A 14,528-nucleotide genomic window follows, 5' to 3' on the forward strand; every position below is an offset into this window, starting at 1 on the left:
CTTCAGTCTCCTTTCGATGGACCGTTGTCCGGGTTCCGATGTTGGTTTGAGAGGGTTCAGGCGACCTTGCGGTCGTCGTCGGGCGGGAAGGTCAGGCCGAAATCCTTCGCAAGGGATGCGATCTCTTCGGGCGTCCCGGGCTTGCAGAGTTCGACGATCGGAAAGAAGCTTTCGAAGCCGCCCGGCGTGACGACGACCATCAGGCGCCCCTCCGTCTGCCCGACATTGCAGAAGCGGTGCGGCACGCCGCGCGGCAGGGCGATGCAGCCGCCTTCCGTCAGTTCGACATAGTCGCCGGCGCACCAGAAGCCGAAGCGGCCGGCAAGGACGCGGAAGAACTCGTCCTCACGCTCGTGCGCATGCAGCGGCGGACCTTCGCCGGCCGGCACGAATGCCTCGAACATGCCGAGCGAACCGCCCGTATTGGCCGCCATCATGCGGATGACATGCCTGCCGAATGCCATGGCCGGCGTCCCGTGCCCAGAAGGCGATATCGCCGCGTGGGTGAAGTTTTTCATCTCGTTCTCCAGGTTCGGGCCGCAGCGATGCAGCCTCTCTTGCGGCCGGATACAGAAATCGCGCCCCCGCCCCGGCATCCGGAGCGTGGTTCGATGTCTTTCTCGCAGGCGGCACGAGCCGCCGATGACGGGCAGATGATGGTTATCCAGGCCGTCCAGCCTGTACGCTTTCCCTATAGCGCGGCCTGGAAAACGGCGTTCCTAAATGAATGTGCAAGCCGTGCCTAATATCCTAAAAGTTTGCTAAGAATGGCGGGGACACGCAGCAGGGGACGGCAGTGCGGCTCGACGACAGGCTTATCGACTTTTTCACTCGACCGCTGATGTGCATCGTCGCGGCGGCCGACGCGGCGCGCCGGCCATCGGCCGGGCGCGGCATCGGTTTCCGGCTCCTCGAAGGCCGCGAGACAATCGACGTCATGTTTTCCGCCTGGCAATGGCCGCGGCTCGAAACCTGCATCCAGCAGACGGAGCGGCTGGCCGCCACCTTTGTCAGCCCATCGGACTATGTCAGCTTCCAGCTCAAGGGCTCTGCTACGATGCGGAACACAGAGCCACGTGACCTCGAACATGCCGACCGGTTCATCGTGGCGGCGACGAACGAACTCGAGTCGCTCGGCGTCTCCGACCATCTCATCGCGCCGTGGCTGACCGCGCGGGAGGCGCGGGTCGCCCGGCTTGCGATCAGCGAAATCTATGTACAGACCCCCGGCCCCCTCGCGGGCATGCTGGCAGGCGCGAGGTCCTGATGAGCTTGCGTCTTTCCGACCTTTCCGCCTGCTTCGAGGGTGTCATCCCCTCCATCATCGCCACCGCCTCGGCCGATGGCATGCCGAACATTTCCTATCTTTCCCATGTGGTGCGGATGGATGAGGAGCACGTCGCGCTCTCCAACCAGTTCTTCGCCAAGACGGCGGCGAATGTGCGCGCCAATCCCAAGGTCACGCTGATCCTCGTCGACGGCTTCACCGGCGACCAGTTCCTGCTCGACATCGGCTTCGTGCGCTCCGTCGATGCCGGACCGCTCTTCGACAAGATCGCCCGCCAGTTGAAAGCAAGCAGCGCGCAGGTCGGCATGTCGGACGTCATGCGGCTGAAAAGCGCCGATATCTTCCGCGTGCACGGCATCGAGAAGGTCCCATCGCCGGTGGAGACCATGCCGGCGATGGGAGGCCGGCCTCCCGTGAGCCTTCCCGCCCTTTCGGCGGCGATCAAGGCCATCGAGCGACAGGCCGAGGCGGACGAGATCATCGACAGCCTGCTGTGCGGCGTCGAACGCGTTCTCGGATACGGTAATGCGCTCGTCCTGATCCACGACGGCCACCGCGGCTGCCTGATCACCACCGGCAGCATCGGCTATCCGCGCTCGGGGCTCGGCTCGGAGATCGCCGGCAGCGAAGGCATGATCGGTGCCGCGGCGACGAGCGGCCAGACGGTCAAGGTCAGCGACATGAGCCGTGTGCGCCGGTTCGGCGAAGCCATCGGCCTCGACGCGGAGAAAGAGGAAGAGGCGACACGCAGCATCGCCTTCCCGCACCTGCCGACCGTCATGAGCCAGATCGCCGTTCCGATGCTTGCCCGCGGCGCCGTGACGGGCGTGCTTTTCGTCGAAAGCGAGCAACGGCTGGCTTTCCGCGAGGAAGACGAGGCGGCTCTCGAAATCCTGGCGGGACAGGCAGCGAGCGCTCTGAGGGCCAGCGAGCGGGAAGCGGCCGCCACCGAACCGGGGCAGGTGCTCCCCCTGCTCCGACCGGCGGCCGGCCGGGAAATTCGCGTCGCCCATCACCGTTTCGACGATAGCGTCTTCATCGACGGCACCTATATCGTGAAGGGCGTTGCCGGCATGCTGCTGCGCCTCATGCTGGAATGGCACCTGAACGAGGGGCGCAGCGAATTCACGAACCGGGAAATGCGGCTTGCCGCCGGCGCCCGTATGCCGGAAATCAAGGACAATCTCGAAACCCGCCTCCTCCTGCTCAGGCGCCGGCTCGAGGAAAAGCAGGCGCCCGTCCGCCTCGTTCGCGTCGGCAGGGGCCGCGTCCGGCTGGAGGCGGAAGGACCGCTCGTCCTCGACGCCGCCGCGGGCGATCAGCCACACGGTGGCGCCGCAATGTGAAATAGAACCGCGGGCGGGCATGTTTGTCCGCGCCCCGGCGAAAGGCCTGTGCTATCTGGAGGAAACGATTCTTCAGTAGATTGTCCCATGAGCCCCAAGACCCGCGGCTATCTTTTTGCCTTCCTGGCGATCTGCATCTTTGCCGGCCAGGATGCGATCACCAAGTATCTCGGCGATCGCTACCCGGCGCTCTTCATCACCATGATACGGTTCTGGGCGTTCGCGCTCTTCGTGTTCGGCTTTGCCGCCACCTCGCCGGGCGGCGTAAGGGCGGCCATCCGCACGCGGCGGCCCTGGCTGCAGATCGTCCGCGGGCTCCTGCTCGTCGCGGAGATCGTCATCATCGTCTTTTCCTATGTGCATGCCGGGCTGGCCATGAGCCAGTCGATCTTCCAGGCGACGCCGCTCATCATCACCGTCCTGTCGATCCCCCTTCTCGGGGAAGCCGTCGGCTGGCGCCGCGGTACGGCGGTGCTGATCGGCCTTCTCGGGGTGCTGGTGATCATCAATCCCGTCGACATCCATTTCGACATGTCGCTGCTCCTGCCGCTGGCCGCATCAGTGCTGTTCGCGCTCTACAGCATCGCGACGCGCGCGGTGAGCCGCGAGGATACGGCGGTGACGAGCCTTTTCTATGCCGGCGTCGCCGGCGCCGTGGCGATCTCGCTGATCGGGCCGTTCTACTGGAGCACGGTAAAGCCTTCCGACTGGTTCGCCCTTGCCGCGCTCTGCGTCTGCGGCACCCTCAGCCACTATTTCCTCATCCGCGCCTACGGGCTGCTGCCGGCCGCCGAAGTCCAGCCGGTGACCTATTTCCAACTGGTGCTCAACGTCATCGTCGCTGTCAGCCTCTTCGGCGAGAACGTCACCCTGAACATGGTCATCGGCGCCCTCATCGTCGTCGGCGCCGGCCTCTTCACCATCTGGCGCGAACACCAACTGGCAAAGCGGTCGTAGCTCAAGACTCTGTGGGGCGCCGAAACCAGATCGGGCGTGTCGAGAGTTAGACCGGCATCACGCGGCCAGGAAGTCCGCCATCTCGACCTTGTAGAAGGTCTTCGTCCGCGGACCGGCCAGAATGGGGTCGATCCGGCGCACGCATTCCTGATAGTGCGGCGTCTTGCGATGCTCGTCGAGCGCTTCGGGCGACCTGAACACCTCGTAGATGACGAAGCTGTGCTCGTCCTCGGGATTGCGCAGCACATCGAAGCGCAGGTTGCCCGGCTCAAGCCGCGTGCCCTCGTAATTGATGCGGAAGGCCTCCAGAAATTCATCGGCGTGGCCCGGTTTGACATTGATGCTGACCATCTGGATGAGCATGTCGTAATCCTTGTTGCGTTGTATCAATGATGAAAGGTCAAAGGCCCGGCGCTTTCCACATGGCCGTGGTGACGCCCTCGTCGACGAGCTGGCGTTGCAGCGCATAGGCCCGCGCCCAGCGTTCGCCGGCCTCGTCGTAGATGGCCTTGTGATCGAAATTCGGTTCAAAGCGCCTGTCCCAGCGCACCCAGCCCTCGGCCGCCTCGACGAAATCGCGGCGAAGGCCGATGCCGATGGCGGCGGCGGCCGCGCAGCCAAGCGCCGTCGCCTCCTTGACGACGGGAGTGACGACCGGAAGGCCCGTCGCGTCAGACAGGATTTGGGACCAGTGGGCCGATTTCGAAGCGCCGGCAGCGAAGACGATCTTGTCCGGCGTCTTGCCGGAGAGCTTGAAGATGGCCGACAGGTTGCGGGCGGCGACGATGGCGGCGTTTTCCTGCAAGGCGCGGAAGATCGCGGCCTTGCCGGATTTTTCCGGGTCGATGGACAGGTTCAGCAGCGACGGGGCTGCGTGATACCAGTTGCCGTAATGCATGACGTCGGAGAAGACCGGGATGATGCCGTAGGCGCCGACGGGCACGCCCGCCGCCTTCTCCTCCAGCAGCCGGTAGGCATCGCCGCCCGGCCCGGCCGCGGCCACTTCCTCCGCGCCAAAACCATCGCGGAACCAGCGCATGACGATGCCGACGAAGAAGCTGATCGCCTCGGCCTGGTTGAGACCGGTCACGACATGCGGGTTGATGCGCAGGTCCATCGACGGGTCGGAGACGGCGGGGCCGACATTGACTACCTGCTGCCAGAAGGTGCCGCCGAGCACCGCGCAGTCGCCCTCGTTGACGACGCCGATGGCCGCAGCCCCGCTCTGGCAATCGCCGCCGCCCATGACGACCGGCGTGCTGGCGGCAAGGCCGGTCTCGTCCGCCGCCTTTTCGGTGACGCGGCCGATGACGGTGCCCGGCTCGACGCTTTCGGGGAAGATGTCACCGCGCATGCCGGCCTTCGCCGTGGCCTCCGGCAACCAGTCGCGTTTCGTCAGGCTGTAGAGGCCGGTGGTGCCGGCATTGGAGGGATCGCTGGCGATGACGCCGGAAAGGCGCGCCAGAACCCAGTCGGAGAGCATGCTGATCCGGTCGATGCGGGCATAGACGTCCGGCAGGTTGCGCTTCAGCCAGAGAAGGCGCGGCAGGGCGCCGAGCGCGAAGGTCTGGCCGGTCTCGGCATAGAGGTCGCGTTCGAGGCCCGGAAAGTCGCGCTTCAGGTCACGCACTTCGCTGACGGCGCGGCTGTCGACATTGGCGCAGGCCCAGATCTCCCGCCCGCTGCGGTCATAGGCGACGATGGCCTCGCGCATGCTGGTGGCGCTGACGGCGCGGATATCGGCGGCCGCGATGCCGGCCTCGGATATCGCCTGCCGGATGGCGCGCGAGAGCAGCGACCAGTTTCCCTCCACATCGAAATCCATGGAGCCGGGAAAGCGCGGATCGGCCTTGTGCCACCATTCGTGCTGGGCGCTGGCGATCTGGTTGCCGTTCTCGTCGAAGATGACGGCGCGGCCGCTGCCGGTGCCGGCGTCGACGGCCAGCAGGTATGAAGTCGTCATGGGTTCAGTCCTTGATCTCGATGAGGCCGGCGGCCGTCGTCTCGTCGGTGATGAGGATGCCGACGAATTTTCCGCGCAGCGCCGCGTGGATGGCCCCGACCTTGTGAATGCCGCCCGCCGCCGCCACGACCTTTTCGGCGCGCGACAGCGCCGCGAGCTTCACGCCGATCACCCGGTCGTGCAGCGGCAGGTCGAGCGGTTCGCCGCGCTCGTTGTAGAACTGGCAGAGGATATCGCCGACCGCACCCTTGCGGCGCAGCGGCTCCACCTCGTCGGGGCTGACATAGCCCGAACGCACGACGGTGGAGGCGGCGGAAAGCTCGCCGATGCCGACGAGCTGGTAGGTGGCGTTGAGCGCCATGTCGAGGAGGTTGGCAACCGCCGGCTCCGAAGACAGGTTGCGCGCCACGTCGGGGTCGCGCACGACGAGGGGCGCGGGCACCAGATGCACGCCGCTGCCCCAATTGGCCGTGCGCATGCCGTCGACATAGGTGCCGACGCCGCCGGTGAGACTGACGAGGCCGATATTGCGCTCATTGGCGAGATGGCCGAGCCGCTGGATGGTGTTGGATACGGTAGCGCCCCAGCCGACTGCCAGAAGGTCGTCCGTCTGCAAGCGCTGCATGAGGAACTGCGCGGCCGCCTGCCCCAGCCGGTCGCTCGGGTCCTGATCGGGAAGCTGCGGCACGACATAGGCCTCGAGCAGCCCGTAGCGCTCCTTGATCTGCCGCTCCAGCGCAAGGCAGCCCTGATAGCGCGAATTGATGCGCACCTGGATGATGCCCGAGCGGCGGCCGCTTTCGAGCAGGCGCGAGACCTTGATGCGCGACATGTTGAGCTTTTCGCCGATCTCGTTCTGCGTCAGCCCGTCGTTGTAGTAGTACCAGGCGATACGGGTGAGAATCTCCTCGTCCGTATCGGCGTAGCTCCATTCCCCGTTGTCCGACGCCATGCAAGCGGCTCCCTCGGTCGATTTCTGATCATTTGAATAACAAAAAAACTTTTGATACGTCAACGCATCCGCATGGCGAAAAATTCTTTGCGACCGCAATCCGTTGATTTTCGCGGATAAATCATATTTTGCAGCGCAATATTCCACTTTCTCGATGCCGACCGGCGCTTTGAGCATATTGACGGCCACCAATCACTATGATCACATGATTGACATAGATTACATATGAACAGGTGCAGAATGACGGGTAGCCCGGCGACCGGGAGGGTCGCGACGCTGACGGACATCTGGAAGTCCTACGGTGCCGTTCCGGTGCTGAAGGGTGTCTCGCTCGCCTTGCAGACCGGGGAAGTGCACGCGCTTCTCGGCGGCAACGGCGCCGGCAAGTCGAGCCTCATGAAGATCATGTCGGGCGTCATCCCGGCCAACTCCGGCGCCATCGAGATCAACGGCCGGCCGCTTGCCCATGCTTCGCCGGCCCATGCGCAGGAGCTCGGCCTCTACCTGGTGCCGCAGGAAGCCCATATCCTGCCCAACCAGAGCGTCCTCGAAAACATCTGCCTCGGCCTTGCCGCCTCGCCCAAGGCGTTGCGCCCGCGCGTCGAACAGCTCGTCACCGAGCTCTCCGTCTCGCTCGACCTCGATGCCCAGGCCGCCGCCCTCGAAATCGCCGAGCGGCAGATCGTCGAGATCCTGCGCGGCCTCGTGCGCGATGCGCGCGTGCTGATCCTCGACGAGCCGACTTCCGCCCTCACCCCCTTCGAGACGAGCGCGCTCTTCCAGCGCGTGCGCAAATTGCAGGCGCAGGGCGTCGGCATCTTCTTCATCTCGCACAAGCTGCGCGAAATCCGCGAGATCTGCGGCACGATCAGCGTGCTGCGCGATGGCGTGATCGTGCTCTCCGGCCCGCTCGACGGCTACAGCGACGCCGAGATCATCGACGCGATGAGCCGCGTGCAGATCACGGAGACCTCCGGCAAGGATCGCACCGGCCGCAAGGTCTCGCAGATCGGCCAGCCGCGCCTCAGCGTGCGCGGCCTCAGCGGCGAGGGCTTCCGCAATATCAGCCTCGATGTGCGGGCCGGCGAAATCCTCGGCCTTGCCGGCGTCGTCGGCGCGGGGCGCACGGAATTCGCCGAGACGCTCTTCGGCCTGCGCCCCCAGACGGCGGGCAGCGTCATCTTCGACGGCGCGGAACTGAAGAAGCGCTCGCCGCGCCTCTGCATCGACCGCGGCCTCGTCTACCTGCCGGAAGACCGCCAGCAGCATGGCCTCTTCCTCGAAGCGCCGCTCTTCTGGAACGTCTCGTCCTATCTCGTGCATCGCCTTCCCTTCTTCCTCCGCCCCGGCGCGGAACGGAAGGCCTTCGACGAATTCCGCTCCAGCATGGGCATCAAGTGCACCGGTCCCGGCCAGGAGGCGCGCGGCCTTTCGGGCGGCAACCAGCAGAAGGTGTTGCTGGCGAAGTGCCTGTCCGCCCGACCGAAGGTGCTGATCCTCGACGAGCCGACGCGCGGCGTCGACGTCGCGGCGCGCAACGACATCTACGACCTCATCCGCAAGCTCGCCGCCGAGGGCGTCGCCATAGTCCTCATCTCCTCGGATTTCGACGAGATCGAACAGCTCGCCGACCGCGTCGAGGTCATGGCCTTCGGCCAGTCCGGCGGGGAACTGACGGACGACATCTCGGTGGACGCCATCGCCCGCCTTGCCTTCGGCGCCTCGGAGGCCCGTCATGCTTGACCTCTTCGCGCGCAATCGCGTCGCAACGCTCATCGCCGTTCTCGTCGTCGCCTATGCCGCAATCGGCGCGGCCGCGCCCGGCTATCTCTCCGGCGCCACGGCCTCGGTCGTCCTCTCCAACAGCCTCGTGCTGATGCTGATCTCGCTCGGCACGATGATCGTCATCCTGACGCGCAACATCGACGTTTCCAGCGGCTCGGTGCTCGGCCTCAGCGCCGCCGTGCTCGGCCTCTCGCTCAACGCCGGCCTCGGCCTGCCGCTCGCCATCGCCTTCTGCCTCATGACGGGGGCCGCCGCCGGCGCCTTCAACGGGCTGATGGTCGCCTATCTCGGCATTCCCTCCATCGTCGCCACGCTCGGCACGCTCGGCCTCTATCGCGGCATCATGCTCGTTTTGACCGGCGGACGCTGGATCGAGGATCTGCCGCAGAACCTCAAGGCACTGGCCGGCAATCTCGGCCCCGGCTTCTCTGCGCTCACCGTCGTCGTGCTCGTTCTCGTCGTGCTCGCATGGCTGGTGCTGCGCAAGACGCGCTTCGGCCGCTATTTCTACGCCGTCGGCGACAACCGCGCCGCCGCGCACCATCTCGGCGTACCGGTGAAGCGCGTACAGTTCACCGCCTTCGTCGCGACCGGCATCTGCGCCGCGCTCGCCGGCCTCGTCTTCGCCGCGCAGATCGGCTTCATCCCCAACCAGGCCGGCAACGGCATCGAGCTGAAGGCCATCGCCGTCAACGTGCTCGGCGGGGTGAGCCTGCTCGGCGGCACCGGCTCGGTCGCGGGCGTCTTTTCCGCGGTCATCTTCATCACCTCCATCGACAGCGCACTCGTCTTCCTGAAAATCCCAGCCTACTGGAACGACTTCATCGCCGGCGCGATCCTGCTCTCGGTGCTGCTGCTCGACGGGCGCATCCGCCAGATCATCGACCGCCGCATCCGCGCCCGCCGCTATGCCGTGCACGAGCGCGGCCCCGCCCAATCCGCTGAAACGACAACGGCGCGCACCGTGGAGGCCGGCCGATGAAGAAGCTCATCTTCCGCTGGGAAACCGCGCTCCTTGCCATGCTCGTCGCCGAGCTTGCCATCTTCGGCATCGTCAATCCGCGCTTCCTCAATGTCGCGAACCTGATCTACGGCACCTCGGACTTCGTGCAGATCGGCATCGTCGCGCTGCCGCTGACCCTCGTCATCATCGCCGGTGGCATCGACGTCTCCTTCGCCTCGGTGATCGGCCTTGCCGCCATCGTCTTCGGCGTCGCCACCTTCTACGGCGTGCCGCTGCCGCTATCGATCGCGCTGGCGCTCGTTTCCGGCGCGCTCTGCGGCCTTCTCAACGCCGCCGTCATTCACCTGTCGAAGATCCAGCCGCTCGTCGTCACGCTCGGCAGCCTCTATCTCTTCCAGGGCACCGCAACCGTCGCCTCCGGTCTCGTCGGCGCGGGCGGCTACGAAGGCATCGGCAACTTCCCGGACGCCTTCAACGCCTTCGGCTATGCGGAAGTCCTCGGCCTGCCGGCTCCGCTCGCGCTGTTCCTCGCGCTCGCCCTCGTGCTCGTCGTGCTCCTGCACTTCACCCGCTTCGGCCGCGCCGTCTTCCTCTCCGGCCAGTCGGAAAGCGCGGCGCGCTTCGCCGGCATTCCGGTCGGCCGCGTGCAGACGATCACCTATGTCATCACGGGCGTTTCCGCCGCCATCGCCGGCCTCGTCATGTCGGCCTATTTCGGCTCGGCGCGCGTCGACCTCGGCTCGGCGACACTGCTGCCGGCCGTCACCGCGGCCGTGCTCGGCGGCGCCTCCATCTACGGCGGCCAGGGCTCCATCCTCGGCACCCTGATCGCCACCTTCGTCATCGGCTACCTGCAGCAGGGCCTGCAGGCGGCCGGCGTCCCCAGCCAGATTTCCAGCGCACTTTCGGGAGGGTTGCTGGTTATCGCGGTCGCATTGCGCCACGGAAGCGCAATGCTGGCCGATTTCATCGCCGTCGCCCGGCAGAAAAGACAGAACCGGGCGGCAGTCACTTCAGGAGGAGAATGAGAATGATCAAGAACATCATGAAATCCGGCGCCGTCGCCGCGGCGCTTCTCGCCGGCACCATGCTCGCCTCGGGCACGGCCCATGCCGAAAACCAGATCGCCTTCATCCCCAAGCTGGTGGGCGTCGGCTTCTTCACGTCCGGCGGCGCCGGCGCGACGAAGGCCGGCGAAGAGCTCGGTGCGAAGGTTACCTATGACGGCCCGACGGAACCCAGCGTCTCCGCCCAGGTGCAGTTCATCAACAACTTCGTCAACCAGGGCTACAACGCGCTCATCGTCTCCTCCGTCTCGCCGGACGGCCTGTGCCCGGCGCTCAAGCGCGCCATGGAGCGCGGCGTGCTCGTCATGACCTGGGACAGCGACGTCAACCCCGATTGCCGCAGCTACTACATCAACCAGGGCACGCCCGAGCAGCTCGGCGGCCTGCTGGTCGACATGGCCGCAGAAGGCGTGACGAAGGAAAAGGCCAAGGTCGCCTTCTTCTACTCCAGCCCGACCGTGACCGACCAGAACGCCTGGGCGGAAGCCGCCAAGGCGAAGATCGCCAAGGAGCATCCTGGCTGGGAGATCGTCACCACCCAGTACGGCTACAACGACGCGCAGAAGTCGTTGCAGACGGCTGAAAGCATCCTGCAGACCTACCCGGACCTCGATGCGATCATCGCGCCCGACGCCAACGCCCTGCCGGCCGCAGCACAGGCAGCGGAAAACCTGAAGCGCGCCGAAGGCGTCACCATCGTCGGCTTCTCCACGCCGAACGTCATGCGCCCCTATATCGAGCGCGGCACGATCCAGCGCTTCGGCCTGTGGGACGTCACGCAGCAGGGCAAGATCTCCGTCTATGTCGCCGATCACGTCCTGAAGAACGGCCCGATGAAGGTCGGCGACAAGCTGGAAATCCCCGGCGTCGGCACCGTCGAGGTCTCGGCCAACAAGGTACAGGGCTACGACTACGAAGCCGACGGCAACGGCATCATCCTGCTGCCGGAGCGCACCGTCTTCACCAAGGACAATATCGCCAACTTCGACTTCTGATAACGCACGAACGGCGGGCGGCTCCGGCTGCCCGCCGCTTTCATTTCAAGGACAGGACAATCCGCATGAAAAGCCGCTGGAACGACGAGGATGCAGCCCGTTACGTGGAGGCCGCGCTGGAAGCCGGACAGAGCGAGGCCCTCGGCCTTCGCATCTACACCTCCCGCATCATCGGCGGTGATCCGGATCTCGTGCTGCACGGCGGCGGCAACACCTCCGTCAAGGTGACCTCGGCCGACGGCGAAGCGCTCATGCACATCAAGGGCAGCGGCTGGGATCTCGACACGATCGAGGCGCCGGGCCTGCCGGCCGTCCGTCTCGCCCCGCTGTTCGAAGCCCGCAACGGCCCGAAGCTCTCCGACCCAGACATGGTCGCCCTGCTGCGCGCCAGCCTCATCGAGGCGGACGCGCCGAACCCCTCCGTCGAGGCGCTGCTCCACGCCTTCCTGCCCTTCGCCTTCGTCGACCATACGCATGCGACGGCGATCCTCGCCTTAGCCGACCAGCCCGACATGCGCGAGACGGTCAGCCGCGTCTATGGCGAGCGCCTCGCCTATGTGCCCTATGTCATGCCCGGCTTCGACCTCTCCATCGTCGCCGACCGCATCTACCGCGACCATCCGGGCTGTGAAGGCCTCTGGCTGGAGAACCACGGCCTCTTCACCTTCGCCGACGATGCCCGCGCCTCCTACGAGCTGATGATCGAATTCGTCACCATGGCGGAAGAGGAGCTGGCGCGTAAGGGCATCACGCTTTCCGGCCCACAGCCGAGCGACGGCGCAGAGGACACGGCGCTGACGGCGCGGCTTGAGGCCGCACTCACCCGCGACGGCTCGCCCTTCGCCAGGGGTGTCTTCCTCGACTATCGCTCCACCGCCGCGATCCGCGAACATGCCGGAAAGGAAAACGTCGAGGCGATCGGCCTGCGCGGCACCGTCACGCCGGATCACGTCATCCGCATCAAGCCCTGGCCGATGGTCATCGAGGCCGGCGCGGACGAGGCCGCGATCGACGCGGCGCTTGCAGCCTATGCCGATCGCTACCGCGCCTATTTCACGCGCAACGCCACCCGCACCGACGAGCCGAAGCAGATGCTGGACGTCTATCCGCGCCTCGTTCTGGTCCGCGGCAAGGGCATCTACGCCCTCGGCGCCAGTGCGAAGGCAGCCGGGATCGGCGGCGACCTCTGCGAGCAGGCGACCCGCGCCATCAACGCCGCCGAAGCCTACGGCCGCTTCACGCCCATCGGCGAGGCGGACCTGTTCGACATGGAATACTGGTCACTGGAACAGGCAAAGCTGAAGGTCGCCGCTCAATAGCGTCTTCCGTCACGCCTGCCTGGACGGGAAGACGATCGAGCTGCCCAGCAAGCGGATTTCCGCTTCGAGAAAGGCCGGAACGTCGGGATCGGGCGGTGGTGCGGTGCCGTTGTGGAATGCATTGACGATCCCGGCGAGGCAGGCGTGCAACTGCGCCGCGCCTTCCTTGCCGAACAGTTCCTCCGCCAGAGCGGCATTTTCCCCTGTCGCCGATGCGGCCTCGATCCGCCAGCCGGCGGCGAGCAAGCGGTAGGCGAGGCGCTGGGTGGCGACGACGGCGGGCCAGAGCGGTTCTGCCGTGGCCCGGCTTTCCGCACCGCTTCCGGCCGCCGCATCGTAGCTTTGCAGCAGCAGGATTATGTGATGCTGCAGGTTGCGCCGGGCGCCGCGCACGCCCGCCGTATCGGCATCGCCGGTCGCAAGATGCTGGGCGACCAGATCGATCGCCCCCCAGGTCCGGAACAGTTCCTGCGAGATCGCCCGGCTCGTTCCCCGTTTCGCCAGAAGCAGGAACGCCGCGACACCGATCGCGCAGCCGAGAAAGGTATCTTCCGCGCGGACCCAGACCTGATGGGAAATGTCGGCCACCGGATGACCGCCGGAGGCGATGGTGAGGGCAATCGCCGTGATGAAGACGACCGCGAGCCCGTAATTGCGCAGCACCAGCAATTCGATGATGAACTGGAGGAGGGCAATCGTGGCCGCGAACCACAGCCCTTCGGGGTGAAGATACAGGACAACACCGGCGAGGACCGTGCCGATCAGGGTGCCGCCGACCCGCTGGATTCCCCGTTGCAGCATCGTCGCCCGGTCGAGGCCCTGGTAGAGCATCAGCACGGCGGCGGCGGTGATCCAGTAGGCATGCTCGATATTCGTCAACCAGCCGAAGAGCCCGCTCACCGCCGAGGCCACCGCCACCCGCAGGCCGATCTCGAATGCCTGCGCGCCCGGGCGCGCCCCCTCCTTCAGGAGCTGCCAGCCGCTGACGCGGCCGAGCGGGATATGGCCGGGATTGGTGACGTCGACCGGCATCGCCCCCTGCCGGGCGATTGCCCGCACGCGCTCGATATTGGCCTGCGGGATCGGTTCGCCCGCTCCCACCGCATTGATCGCCTCGGCGAAGATCATGTGCAGTTCCCGGCCCTCGGCGCGCAGCCGCGACAGGGTTCCGTTCGGGCGAGGCTGCACGGGCTGCTGGCTGACCAGCACCGTCCATGCAAGATGCAGCGCGATGGCCGCCTGATGCCGCGCCGCATCGCCGCCCGGCGTCGTCGCCGCGGCGAGAAAATCGCCAACGGCACGGGCCGCCGCCTTGAGGGCCAGAACCTCGGGCCCACGCGGCGCAAGGATCGCCCCAGTCATATGCAGCACCCAGGCGAAGGCCCCGCCGGCAAGGACGAGCGTGCCCACATGCCACCAGGACAGGTGCTCCGCCCCCATCGCCGTACCGGCCGCGACCGCAAGCGTGAAGAGATAGGCCCCCGGCGGGGAGACCTTCAGCGCGCTGCACAGGAAGGCAGCAGCGGTCGCGAGCAACGTCACCACCGGAACGGTCAGCCACTCCGTGCCGCCCGCCACCACGCCGATCATCACGGCAAGCGCGAACGACACCGCGATCGCGCCAAGATGAAAGGCGCGGTTCAGGAACGGTCGGTCATTGCCGTAGACGGCGGTGAAGCCGCCGATCGTCGCCATCAGTCCCGCCGGCAGGTCCCCCACCGCCCAGCCGATCGCCGCAGGCACGCCCATGGCAAGGGCTGCGCGCAGCGCGAACGGCCAGCGCCGGGCACCCGGCTTGTTCAGGGCGAACAGCGAGCGTAGCTGGAGCGCGCGCGCCGCTGGCGATGGAAGATCGGGTTTTGCAATCGGATCGGGCATGAGGATTCCGGCGG

Annotated in this window: 13 protein-coding genes; 8 read left to right on the forward strand and 5 right to left on the reverse strand. The window is 66.3% G+C overall.

The features are described from left to right. Window positions 1-56 precede the first annotated feature (56 nt). Window positions 57-518: a cupin domain-containing protein gene (locus ShzoTeo12_RS23195; protein ID WP_318912646.1), complete on the reverse strand. Its 462-nt coding sequence runs from the start codon at window positions 516-518 to the stop codon at window positions 57-59. A gap of 278 nt (window positions 519-796) precedes the next feature. Between ShzoTeo12_RS23195 and ShzoTeo12_RS23200 the strand changes: the two genes are divergently transcribed. The 3 genes from ShzoTeo12_RS23200 to ShzoTeo12_RS23210 all read left to right on the forward strand — a co-directional run bounded on the left by ShzoTeo12_RS23200 (window position 797) and on the right by ShzoTeo12_RS23210 (window position 3,591). Further along, window positions 797-1,267: a pyridoxamine 5'-phosphate oxidase family protein gene (locus ShzoTeo12_RS23200; protein WP_318912647.1), complete on the forward strand. Its 471-nt coding sequence runs from the start codon at window positions 797-799 to the stop codon at window positions 1,265-1,267. Next, window positions 1,267-2,634: a GAF domain-containing protein gene (locus ShzoTeo12_RS23205; protein WP_318912648.1), complete on the forward strand. Its 1,368-nt coding sequence runs from the start codon at window positions 1,267-1,269 to the stop codon at window positions 2,632-2,634. The genes ShzoTeo12_RS23200 and ShzoTeo12_RS23205 overlap by 1 nt, the downstream gene beginning before the upstream one ends. 87 nt (window positions 2,635-2,721) lie before the next feature. Further along, window positions 2,722-3,591, forward strand: a complete 870-nt coding sequence (locus ShzoTeo12_RS23210; protein ID WP_119255613.1) for a DMT family transporter — start codon at window positions 2,722-2,724, stop codon at window positions 3,589-3,591. Between the two features lie 57 nt (window positions 3,592-3,648). Here ShzoTeo12_RS23210 and ShzoTeo12_RS23215 read toward each other — a convergent pair whose 3' ends face one another. From ShzoTeo12_RS23215 to ShzoTeo12_RS23225, 3 genes are read right to left on the reverse strand one after another with little or no spacing between them, the layout of a single operon-like run. Next, a complete protein-coding gene (locus ShzoTeo12_RS23215; RefSeq protein WP_313194238.1) occupies window positions 3,649-3,954 on the reverse strand; it encodes an antibiotic biosynthesis monooxygenase in 306 nt (101 codons plus the stop codon). Window positions 3,955-3,991: 37 nt separating this feature from the next. Further along, complete coding sequence (gene lsrK / locus ShzoTeo12_RS23220; RefSeq protein WP_318912649.1) at window positions 3,992-5,554, reverse strand: autoinducer-2 kinase; 1,563 nt, start codon at window positions 5,552-5,554, stop codon at window positions 3,992-3,994. Window positions 5,555-5,558: 4 nt separating this feature from the next. Then, window positions 5,559-6,506, reverse strand: a complete 948-nt coding sequence (locus ShzoTeo12_RS23225) for a sugar-binding transcriptional regulator (RefSeq protein ID WP_306031906.1) — start codon at window positions 6,504-6,506, stop codon at window positions 5,559-5,561. Between the two features lie 240 nt (window positions 6,507-6,746). On the opposite strand from ShzoTeo12_RS23225, the gene lsrA reads away from it, so the two are divergent. From lsrA to ShzoTeo12_RS23250, 5 genes are all read left to right on the forward strand, one after another. Beyond that, complete coding sequence (lsrA, locus tag ShzoTeo12_RS23230) at window positions 6,747-8,249, forward strand: autoinducer 2 ABC transporter ATP-binding protein LsrA (RefSeq protein WP_318912650.1); 1,503 nt, start codon at window positions 6,747-6,749, stop codon at window positions 8,247-8,249. Continuing rightward, window positions 8,242-9,273, forward strand: coding sequence for an ABC transporter permease subunit (locus tag ShzoTeo12_RS23235; protein WP_318912651.1), 1,032 nt, complete (start codon window positions 8,242-8,244; stop codon window positions 9,271-9,273). Before lsrA ends, ShzoTeo12_RS23235 begins: the two co-directional genes overlap by 8 nt. After that, window positions 9,270-10,283, forward strand: a complete 1,014-nt coding sequence (locus tag ShzoTeo12_RS23240; RefSeq protein WP_318912652.1) for an ABC transporter permease subunit — start codon at window positions 9,270-9,272, stop codon at window positions 10,281-10,283. The genes ShzoTeo12_RS23235 and ShzoTeo12_RS23240 overlap by 4 nt, the downstream gene beginning before the upstream one ends. Before the next feature lie 59 nt (window positions 10,284-10,342). After that, window positions 10,343-11,317, forward strand: a complete 975-nt coding sequence (gene lsrB / locus ShzoTeo12_RS23245; RefSeq protein ID WP_318914355.1) for an autoinducer 2 ABC transporter substrate-binding protein LsrB — start codon at window positions 10,343-10,345, stop codon at window positions 11,315-11,317. A gap of 65 nt (window positions 11,318-11,382) precedes the next feature. Beyond that, complete coding sequence (locus ShzoTeo12_RS23250; RefSeq protein ID WP_318912653.1) at window positions 11,383-12,636, forward strand: class II aldolase; 1,254 nt, start codon at window positions 11,383-11,385, stop codon at window positions 12,634-12,636. 9 nt (window positions 12,637-12,645) lie between these two features. Here the strand turns inward: ShzoTeo12_RS23250 and ShzoTeo12_RS23255 are convergent, their stop codons facing one another. Then, the gene (locus ShzoTeo12_RS23255; protein ID WP_318912654.1) at window positions 12,646-14,514 is read right to left on the reverse strand and encodes an FUSC family protein; all 1,869 of its coding nucleotides are present in this window, start codon (window positions 14,512-14,514) and stop codon (window positions 12,646-12,648) included. Between the last annotated feature and the right edge of the window lie 14 nt (window positions 14,515-14,528).

The sequence above is a fragment of the Shinella zoogloeoides genome (assembly GCF_033705735.1).
Taxonomy (GTDB): domain Bacteria; phylum Pseudomonadota; class Alphaproteobacteria; order Rhizobiales; family Rhizobiaceae; genus Shinella; species Shinella zoogloeoides_A.

What these genes read in the sequence shown, in the direction of transcription:
- ShzoTeo12_RS23195 (WP_318912646.1), bottom strand. Translation starts at nt 518, where the DNA reads ATGAAAAACTTCACCCACGCGGCGATATCGCCTTCTGGGCACGGGACG.
- ShzoTeo12_RS23205 (WP_318912648.1), top strand. Translation starts at nt 1,267, where the DNA reads ATGAGCTTGCGTCTTTCCGACCTTTCCGCCTGCTTCGAGGGTGTCATC.
- ShzoTeo12_RS23210 (WP_119255613.1), top strand. Translation starts at nt 2,722, where the DNA reads ATGAGCCCCAAGACCCGCGGCTATCTTTTTGCCTTCCTGGCGATCTGC.
- ShzoTeo12_RS23215 (WP_313194238.1), bottom strand. Translation starts at nt 3,954, where the DNA reads ATGCTCATCCAGATGGTCAGCATCAATGTCAAACCGGGCCACGCCGAT.
- lsrK (WP_318912649.1), bottom strand. Translation starts at nt 5,554, where the DNA reads ATGACGACTTCATACCTGCTGGCCGTCGACGCCGGCACCGGCAGCGGC.
- ShzoTeo12_RS23225 (WP_306031906.1), bottom strand. Translation starts at nt 6,506, where the DNA reads ATGGCGTCGGACAACGGGGAATGGAGCTACGCCGATACGGACGAGGAG.
- lsrA (WP_318912650.1), top strand. Translation starts at nt 6,747, where the DNA reads ATGACGGGTAGCCCGGCGACCGGGAGGGTCGCGACGCTGACGGACATC.
- ShzoTeo12_RS23235 (WP_318912651.1), top strand. Translation starts at nt 8,242, where the DNA reads ATGCTTGACCTCTTCGCGCGCAATCGCGTCGCAACGCTCATCGCCGTT.
- ShzoTeo12_RS23240 (WP_318912652.1), top strand. Translation starts at nt 9,270, where the DNA reads ATGAAGAAGCTCATCTTCCGCTGGGAAACCGCGCTCCTTGCCATGCTC.
- lsrB (WP_318914355.1), top strand. Translation starts at nt 10,343, where the DNA reads ATGCTCGCCTCGGGCACGGCCCATGCCGAAAACCAGATCGCCTTCATC.
- ShzoTeo12_RS23250 (WP_318912653.1), top strand. Translation starts at nt 11,383, where the DNA reads ATGAAAAGCCGCTGGAACGACGAGGATGCAGCCCGTTACGTGGAGGCC.
- ShzoTeo12_RS23255 (WP_318912654.1), bottom strand. Translation starts at nt 14,514, where the DNA reads ATGCCCGATCCGATTGCAAAACCCGATCTTCCATCGCCAGCGGCGCGC.